General features: G+C 76.0%; 8 protein-coding genes. All 8 read right to left on the bottom strand.

The window, feature by feature from the left end; genetic code table 11:
• Window positions 1–9 precede the first annotated feature (9 nt).
• Complete coding sequence (locus J2S66_RS13915; protein ID WP_310307429.1) at window positions 10–216, bottom strand: MbtH family protein; 207 nt, start codon at window positions 214–216, stop codon at window positions 10–12.
• A gap of 241 nt (window positions 217–457) precedes the next feature.
• Window positions 458–1,864 carry an amidase family protein gene (locus J2S66_RS13910; RefSeq protein ID WP_310307428.1) on the bottom strand — a complete coding sequence of 469 codons (1,407 nt, stop codon included), beginning with the start codon at window positions 1,862–1,864 and terminating at the stop codon, window positions 458–460.
• Window positions 1,857–3,083, bottom strand: a complete 1,227-nt coding sequence (locus tag J2S66_RS13905) for an MFS transporter (protein WP_310307427.1) — start codon at window positions 3,081–3,083, stop codon at window positions 1,857–1,859. Before J2S66_RS13905 ends, J2S66_RS13910 begins: the two co-directional genes overlap by 8 nt.
• Complete coding sequence (locus J2S66_RS13900) at window positions 3,080–4,360, bottom strand: glutamate synthase-related protein (protein WP_310307426.1); 1,281 nt, start codon at window positions 4,358–4,360, stop codon at window positions 3,080–3,082. Before J2S66_RS13900 ends, J2S66_RS13905 begins: the two co-directional genes overlap by 4 nt.
• Entirely contained in the window at window positions 4,357–5,364 is a 1,008-nt protein-coding gene (locus J2S66_RS13895; protein ID WP_310307425.1) for an asparagine synthetase A, read from the bottom strand. Before J2S66_RS13895 ends, J2S66_RS13900 begins: the two co-directional genes overlap by 4 nt.
• Window positions 5,365–5,419: 55 nt before the next feature.
• On the bottom strand, window positions 5,420–6,697 hold the full coding sequence (locus tag J2S66_RS13890) for a methylaspartate mutase (protein ID WP_310307424.1): 1,278 nt from the start codon (window positions 6,695–6,697) through the stop codon (window positions 5,420–5,422).
• On the bottom strand, window positions 6,694–7,134 hold the full coding sequence (locus J2S66_RS13885) for a cobalamin B12-binding domain-containing protein (RefSeq protein ID WP_310307423.1): 441 nt from the start codon (window positions 7,132–7,134) through the stop codon (window positions 6,694–6,696). Before J2S66_RS13885 ends, J2S66_RS13890 begins: the two co-directional genes overlap by 4 nt.
• Before the next feature lie 39 nt (window positions 7,135–7,173).
• On the bottom strand, window positions 7,174–8,412 hold the full coding sequence (locus J2S66_RS13880) for a helix-turn-helix domain-containing protein (RefSeq protein ID WP_310307422.1): 1,239 nt from the start codon (window positions 8,410–8,412) through the stop codon (window positions 7,174–7,176).
• Between the last annotated feature and the right edge of the window lie 71 nt (window positions 8,413–8,483).

The following is an 8,483-nucleotide window of genomic DNA, read 5'->3' as shown; positions in this document are numbered from 1 at the left end:
GTCGTCGGTTCAGCCGCGCAGGGCGGCGAGGCTCGCCGGGCGCAGGTCGGTCCAGGTGGCCTCGACGTGCTCCATGCAGTCGGCGCGGCCGGCGGGCCCGTGGGTGACCTCCCAGCCGGCGGGGACGGCGATGTCGCCGGGCCACAGGGAGTGCTGGCCCTCGTCGTTCACGAGGACGAGGAACTCGCCGTCCTGGTTGTCGAAGGGGTTCGTCATCGTGGGCTCCTTCTCGTTGCGGGACAACGGGTTCGTGTACCGCGAACGCTAGGGGCGGCGGGGCCGCGGTTCCGGCAGTGCGGGAGGCAGTTGGGCGGCAGATCCGCCTGGGGAACCCGCCCGCCCCCGGGAACCCGCCCGCTCCCGGGGACGGCGACGGGGGCGGGAACGGCGACGGGGCCGGGTCGGCGCGACCGGGAAGACCCGTCGTACCGACCCGGCCCCGTCGGGGACCGGCCTGTCACGCCCCCAGGAAGCGGGGAGCCCTGCGGTCCCCGCACACCTCCTCCACCGTCGCGGCGAGGCCCAGGGCGACGAACGTGTCGCGGGGACCGAACACCGACACCCCGAACGGCAGGTCGCCCAGGAACCCCGCCGGCACCGTCACGTTCGGCACGCCGGCCATCGCCGGGATCGTGGAGGTGTTGCGGGTCGGGGGGTCGCCGCCGCCGGAGAGCCGCCACGCCGGTTCGCTCGTCGGCGCGACGATCCCCGCCAGCGAGTGCTCCGCCAGCACCGCGGCGATGGCGTCCTGCGCCCACCACCGCGCCCGGGCGCGGTTCGCCGCCGCGCCCGCGATCTGCTCGTCGGTGACCCCGGCGGCCTGCTCCAGCAGCTCCTGGCCGAACAGCTCCAACTCCACGGGGTCGTCCCGGTTGCCCGCGAGCACGTCGGCGAGCGAGGTCACCGGCCCGCCGCGCGCCGCCAGGTACCCGTCGAGGCCGACCCGGAACTCCGCCATCAGCGCCTCCATCCCGGCGATCAGCGGCGGGCCCTCCCAGGGCAGCTCGACCGGCACCACGACGACCCCGGCGGCCCGCAGCAGCCCGGCGACGCGCTCCACCTCGGCCAGCACGGTCCCGGGCATCCGCCGCCCCTGCCACAGGCCGAGCCGCAGCCCCCGCGCCGGCGCGGGGCGCACCACGGGTCCGCCGGCCAGCGCCGCGAGGCAGGCCGCCGCGTCGGCGACGCTCGGCGCCAGCACGCCCACCGCGTCCTGCGCGCGCGACACGGGCACGATCCCGCGTCCCGGCAGCAGGCCCAGGGCGGGCTTCACGCCCACCACCCCGTTCAGCGCGGCGGGCACGACGACCGAACCGTCGGTCTCCGTGCCCAGCGCCAACGGCGCCATGCCCGCCGCCACCGCCACCGCGGACCCGGACGACGACCCACCCGGGCTGTGGTCGAGCACGTGCGGGTTGCGGGTCTGCCCGCCGACCGCCGACCAGCCCTCGACCGCGCCGGTGGAGCGGAAGTTGCCCCACTCCGACATGTTCGCCTTGCCCAGCACGACCGCGCCGGTCCGGCGCAACCGGACCACCACGTCGGCGTCGTCCCGGGGTGGCGTGCCGGCCAGCAGGCGCGACCCGGCGGTGGTCGCCAGGCCCGCCGTGCCGATGTTGTCCTTCAGCAGCACGGGGACGCCCTCCAGCGGGCGGGCCAGCCCGGCGGCGATCCTCCGGTCGCTCTCGCGCGCCTGCTCGCGGGCAGTCGGGTCGAGCGCCAGGACCGCCCGCACCAGCGGGTCGACCTCCTCGATCCGGCGCAGGCACGCCGACAGCAGGTCGGCCGCGGTCAGCAGGCCCCCGGTCAGGCGCGAGCGCAGGTCGGTCAACGACGGCCACTCCGCCGCGGTCGTCTCAGTCAAGGCGGGCTCCCCTCAGGGCAGGTGAGGACGCGTACACGCACACCGCCGCGACGGCCGAGAGGCCGTGCAGCACCATCGTGGTGGTCAGGCCGAGCGCGTCGACGGAGATCCCGATGACGGCGTTGCCCAGCAGGGGTGCGCCGAACACCACCAACGACATGATCGACATGACCCGGCCGCGCACCGGGGCGGGTGTGCGGCGTTGGATCAGGGACACCAGGACCACCCCGCACAGCGCGCTGACCAGGCCGAGCACGCTGTAGCCGGCGAGGAGCGCGGGCAGTGCGCCCAGCACGCCCAGCGAGCACAGCACCACCGCCTGCGCGCACGCGCCCAGCACGAGCACGGGACCCGCGCGGCGGCCCACCGGGCGCACCAGGGTGAGGACGAACGCCAGCGCCGCGCCCAGCGTGAACGCGGTGAGCAGGAGACCGGCCCCCACGTCGCCCGCGCCGGTCGAGTGGGCCAGCAGCACGAGCCCGATGTTCACCGGGCCCGCCGCCGACAGCTCCAACAACCCCACCACCAGGACGAGGCCGCGCAGCGCCCGGTCCCCGGCGACGTGCCGCAACCCTCCGGCGATCCCCTCGCGCACCGACACGCGGTCGCGCGGGACCGGGACGGGCCCGGGGACCTCCGGCCGACTGCGCGCGACGGCCGCCGCCGACACCAGGAAACTCGCGGCGTTGGCCACCGCCACCGCCACCACCCCGCCCAGGCCCAGCAGCGCCGCGCCGACCGGACCGCCCGCGGCCTGACCGGCGCGCAGCCCGATCAGGTACAGCGCGTTGCCGCGCACCAGGTGCTCCTCCGGCAGCAGCAACGGCCGCAGCGCGCCCGACGCGGGCACGAAGAACGCGCCCAGCACCGTCATCGCCGCGGCTACCGCCGCCAGCACGCCCGCCGTCGGCTCGACCGCCAGCACGACGCCCGCCGCGACGACCATCACCGCGCAGCGCAGCAGGTCCGTCCACACCATCACCCGCACCGGCCCGTACCGGTCGGCCGCGACCCCGCCGCCGAGCAGCGCGATCACCCGCGGCACGCCGGCCAGCGCCAGCAGGAGGCCGGCGGTGGTCGCGCTGGCCACGCCGACGAGCGTGGTGGTGAGGGCGAGCATCCACGCGGCGTCACCCAGCGAGGACAGGCCGGTGGCGGACACGAACGCCAGGTAGGACGTCGACAGCGGACCGCGCCGGAGCCGGGCGGGGGCGGTCACCGCGCCACCGCCCCGACGGGGGTGCGCGCGGGAACGGCCCAGCCGGTGGGCGACCACAGGTCGTCGGGGGACAGGGCCGCCGCGTGGTACTTGCCCAGGGCGCTGGCGATGAGCCGCAGCTCCAGCGCCAGGCACTCCACCAGCCGGGTCAGCCCGGCCACCGGGTCCTCGTCCACGGCGATCAGCGCCGCCCGCCCCAGCCCGGTCGCGCGGGCGCCGGCCGCGAGGCACTTCGCCGCGCGCAGGCCCTCCCAGACGCGACCGGACACCAGCAGGCAGCCGGTGGGGCCGCCGATGCGGCGCAGGCACTCGGCGAGCGGCAGGCCGACGCCCGACAGGAACGACGTGGGCGCCCAGCCGCTGCCGCCCTCCGCGCCGTCCACGGTCACCGCGTCCGCGCCCGCCTCCCACGCCACCGCGGCCGCGAGCGCGACGTCCCGGCCCGGGGGCAGCTTCACCCACACGCGGGCGCGCGGGAAGTTGTTGCGCATCAAGCGGATCTGCTGGCGCAGGATCTCCTCGGTGAACGTGCCGGGGCTCGCGCAGCGCAGCACCCGCCCGGTCCCCGCGCCGAACACGGGTTCCAGGGCGAACTGCTCGGACAACCGGTCGGCGTCCGCCGCGCCCACCACGGTCAGGCCGCCCAGGCCGGGTTTCGCGCCCTGGCCCACCTTCAGCTCGAACCCGAGCCGCCCCGACTCCAGCAGGGGCAGCGCCGACGGGTCGCTGTAGACGAGGTTCCACACCTCGGCGTCGGCGTCCTCCGTGCTCTGCTGCACGACCACGCCGCCCAGCCCGTCGGGCACGGCCTCCGCGTACGCCTCGATGCGCCCCAGCAGCGACTTCCCGCCACCGCCGGAGAGGCGGCCGTAGCCGTTGACGGGGACGACGTTCTCGCCCACCACCATCGGCACGCCCAGCGCGCCGGCCTGCGCGCTCGCCGCCCGGCCCAGGTCGGCGCTGGCCACCTGGGTGGACCCGAACGCCGACAGGTACAGCGGCAGCGGCGACGCGAAGCCGCCGACCTCAGCGCCCAGGTCCACGTCGCCGTGCAGCGGCTCGCGGGCCAGGTCGATCAGCTTCTCCAGGCGTTCCGGCACGAACACCGGCGGCACGAGCCGCGCCGCGTCCAGCTCGTCGCCCGGGGGCCCGGCCTCGGGCGCGCCGAACAGCACCCGCCCGTAGTCCTCCAGCGCCGGGAACGCCGCGCCCGTGCCGCGCCGGGCCCGCTCGCGCACCGCCGCCTCCGGGAACGACCCCGCGCTCAGCCCGCTCACGGCGACACCACCCCGGGCAGCTTGGGGTAGGCGCTGGCCTGCCACACCGAGTCCAGGCCCGCGATGTACCGGACCAGCCGCTCCAGGCCGATGCCGAAGCCCGCGCTGCCCGGGATGCCCTCGCGCACCATCGTCAGGTACCAGCCGTACTTGGCGGGGTTCTCGCCGGTCTCCCGCATCCGGGCGATGATCGTGCCGTACTCGTGCTCCCGCTCGCTGCCGCTGCACAGCTCGCCGTACCCCTCGGGGGCCAGCAGGTCGAAGTTCAGCAGCCGCCCCGGCCGGGCCGGGTTCTCCTTGTCGTAGAAGCCGCGCGAGCCCTTCGGGTAGTCGGTGAGGAAGAAGGGCCTGCTGGACTTCGCCGACAGCACCGCCTCGCCCGCCCAGTCGATCTCGGCGTCGGGGTTCTGGTCGTGCCCGAGGGCGTGCAGGTCGGTGACGGCCGAGATGTGCGTGCGCCGCTCGAACGGCTCGTCGGACAGCAGGTCGGCGAACGCGTCGGGGTCGCGGCCGAGGACCTCCAGCTCCCCGGCCGACCGCTCGACGACGCGCCGCACGACGTGCGTGACCAGCCCTTCGGCCACCGCCATCGCGTCGTCGCGGGACGCGCCCGCGACCTCCACGTCGATCTGGTGGAACTCGGCCAGGTGACGGCTGGTCGAACTGGTCTCCAGCGGTTCGAGCCGCACGTTCGGCGCGATGCAGAAGATCCGGTCGAACGCGGTCAGCGACGCCTGCTTGTAGAGGATCGCGCTGGTCATCAGCTTGTACCGGTGGCCGTAGAAGTCGACGTCGACCTGCTTGGCGCCGCGCGCGCCCGGGTCGGTGACGGGACCGATGATCGGCGGCAGCATCTCGGTGAAGCCCGCCGAGCCCAGGTGTTCCCGGGCCGCGTCCAACACGGTGTGCTGGAGCCGCAGGACCGCGCGGGTCGTGGGTGACGACAGGTGCTCGCGGGGGCTCGCCGGCAACGGGGTCGCCGCGTCGGCGCTGATGGGGTCCATGTCGCTCTGGCTCCTTCGGTGTGGGTGCTGGCGGTGTGCGGTGGGGCGGTGGTGGTCAGCCGGAGCCGACCGGGTGGGCGCCGACCCGGTCCAGGGCGGCGTCGTCGAACGTCCGCTCGACGTGCGACAGCGAGCGCAGCAGTTCGGTCGAGGTGATCTCCGCGCCCGTGGTCGCCTCCACGAGCCCGGCCAGCGGCAGCGAGCCGGTGCGGGACCAGCGCAACCGGCCGGTGCGGTCGACGACCGCCCTGGTGCGGCCGGCGTTGTCCGGGTGCAGGCAGTACGGCACGTCCAGGTAGCCGCGCTCGACGGCGCGGATCAGCGCCACGCCGGGATCGGGGGCGAGGTCCAGCACGGCCTCCACGATCGCGCGGGCCTCGGCGAGCACCCCGGTGTCCTCCACCGGCCCGCCGGGTTCCGCGCGGGCCGCCGCGGCGCTCGCCGCGCGCAGCGCCGCCACGTTCTCCGCGACCGTGGGGATGCGGTGCGCCTCCGCGGTGGTCTTGACGATCAGGCGTTCCGCGCCGGTGCGCACGGCTAGCTCGGCGGCCTGCTCCAGCAGCGCCGACGCGCCGCGCCGGGTGCGGGGGAAGACCCCCATGTAGGTGTAGAGCACGACGTGCCAGTCCACGTCGGACAGGTGCTCGGCGGCGAGCACCCGCAACGCCCGCACCGCCTCCGCGTCCTGCCCGGGGTGGGTCTGCTGGGCGTAGCTCAGGGACATGCTGCCCAGGCCGTGCCGGCGGAAGAACACGCCCTCCAGCACGCTGATCGCCACCAGCAGCCCCGGCGGGCACAACTGGCCCATCATGCAGCCGCCGAACGACTCCAGGTGCGGCTCGCCGCCGCGGTCCCGCAGCTCGGCGAGCAGCAGGCACGACTCGGCCCACGCCCGCACCGCCTCGGCCACCGGCACCCGGCTGTAGGGCAGGCAGTACGACAGGGGACCGCCCTCGGTCGCGTGCAGCCCCGCCTCCAGCAGCGCCACGACGATGTCCTGAGGCCGGGCCGAGCCGTGCCGCACCTGCACCGGGAACGCGTCGCCGGCCAGGCCGCGCAGCACCTCCCGGGTGGTTCCCGGCGGGTAGGCGACGATCGGGTAGCCGTTGAGGGCGTCACCGGCGGCCAGTGCGGCGCGCACCGCGTCGTGGTCACCCACGCGGGTGAAGCTGTCGAGGGTGATCGTGCCGACCGCCCGCACCCCGGCCCCGCGGACCGCGGCCAGGCCGGCACGCATGGCCGCCGGGTCGCCGAGGCCCATGCGCGGCTGGACGACCAGTTCGCCCTCCGCTGCGGCCCGCGCCACGAACCCGCCGAACGACCCGTCGCTCATGACCGCACGCCCACGGGCAACCGGTCGAGGAAGGCGCGGAACGCGGCCAGGCTCCCGGCGTCCTCGAACACCGCGTCGTACCCGGCCCCGACCAGGGCGGAGGTGCGCTCCCGCCCGCCGGGACCGTCGATGCCCAGCTTGCCGCCGACCACCACGGGCGTCGAGGCGAGACCGGGTTCGGCGCGCAGCAGGCCGATGACGCGCTTGGCCTCGTGGAAGCCGTGCCCGTTGACGCTGCTCACGACCACCAGGTCCGGCGCGTGCCGGGCGCACTCGGACACCAGCAGCCCGTCGGGCACGCACGCGCCGAGGTTCAGCACCCGGTGCCCCATCTCCTCCAGCACGAGCTGGAGGAACACGAGGTTCCAGGTGTGGGCGTCGGACGCGAGGCTCGTCACCACGATGTCGAGCCCGACGTCGGTTTCCACCAGGTCCATGGCACTCCTTCGCTCGCGGAACGGTCTTGGAAGCCGAAACTAGGAGTCGCGCGCGGCGTCGAGGGGCAGCCCGACCGGCAGCACGGAGGCAGTTAGGGCGCCGGCGAGGGCCAGCACGCGGAACCGGTCGTCGCCGACCGGGCGCACGAGGCCGAGCAGCAGCAGGTGCCGCACCAGGCGCGCGCACGCCACCGGTGCGATCCCGGTCAGCCGGGCCGCGTCCGCCACCGACCAGTCGCCGCGCGCCGCCGCGAGCGCCCCCACGGCCGCACCGTCCACACCCGACAACGTCCGCCGGAGGGCGTCGCGCAGGTCCGGGAGCCGGTCCGCGACGACGCCCAGCGGATCGGCCCGCACCAGGTCCAGCAGTTCGTCCGGGCGGTACACCACCAGCCAGGACGCCGCCGCCTCCAACGCCCCGGGCAGCCCGTCCAGCCGTGCGGCCACCTCGGTCAGCGCGGCGCCGGACGCGCCGGTCGTGCCGTGACCGGCGAGGCGGCCGAGCAGGCGCACGGCGTGCCCGTGGGCCAACGGCGCCAGCGCGACGACGCGCTCGCCGGGGATCGGGTGGGAGCCACGCGTGGTGCGCAGCAGCCGCAGCCGCCGGCAGCGGTGCGCCAGCGCCAGCACCCGGTCCGGGTCGGGCCACGCCGGGTCGTGGCCGTCGAGCACCAGCACCGCCTCCCGGTCGCCGATGAGGGTCGCCAGCGCCTCCCAGCCCTCGCCGTCCTCCGCCACGGCCAGCGCGGAGTGCACCAGCAGCCGCAGGCGGCCCGCGGCGCCGCCGGGGGCCTGCGCGGTGGCCGCGTCCCACAGCACGCGGGCCGCGCCCGAGTCGTGCAACCGCCCCGCGACCTCCACGACCAGGCGCGTCTTGCCGACACCGGGCAGGCCGGTCACCGCCACCAGCCGCGAACCGCCCTCGCCGAGCAGCGCGAGCAACGACGACACCTCGGCGTCCCGGCCGACCAGCACGTCGAGCGCGGCGGGCGGCGGCACGGCCGCCAGGTCGGGCACGAAGTCGATCTCCACACCGCCGCGCGACCGCATGGCCGCCGCCTCGAACCTGGTCAGCTCCCGCCCGCTGAGCCGCAGCCCCTCGGCGATGAGCCGCACCGTGTCGCGGCGCGGCCGGCTCGCCCGCCCCGCCTCCAGGTCGCGGATCGCCCGGACGCTGACCGTGGACAGGTCGGCCAATTGCCGCTGTGTGGCCCCCTGCTTCATGCGGTACTTCTTGAGGAGATCGCCGAATTGCCAGTGCGTCAAATTCCCGTCCATGCCCACTCCGTGACGATGAGGTCGTGCGGCCCTCCAGGCGGTGTTCCGGTGAACCCGCCTCGACCTGCGCA

This window comes from Saccharothrix longispora, from assembly GCF_031455225.1.
GTDB lineage: Bacteria > Actinomycetota > Actinomycetes > Mycobacteriales > Pseudonocardiaceae > Actinosynnema > Actinosynnema longispora.
This window is presented reverse-complemented; position numbering and strand designations above follow the sequence as displayed.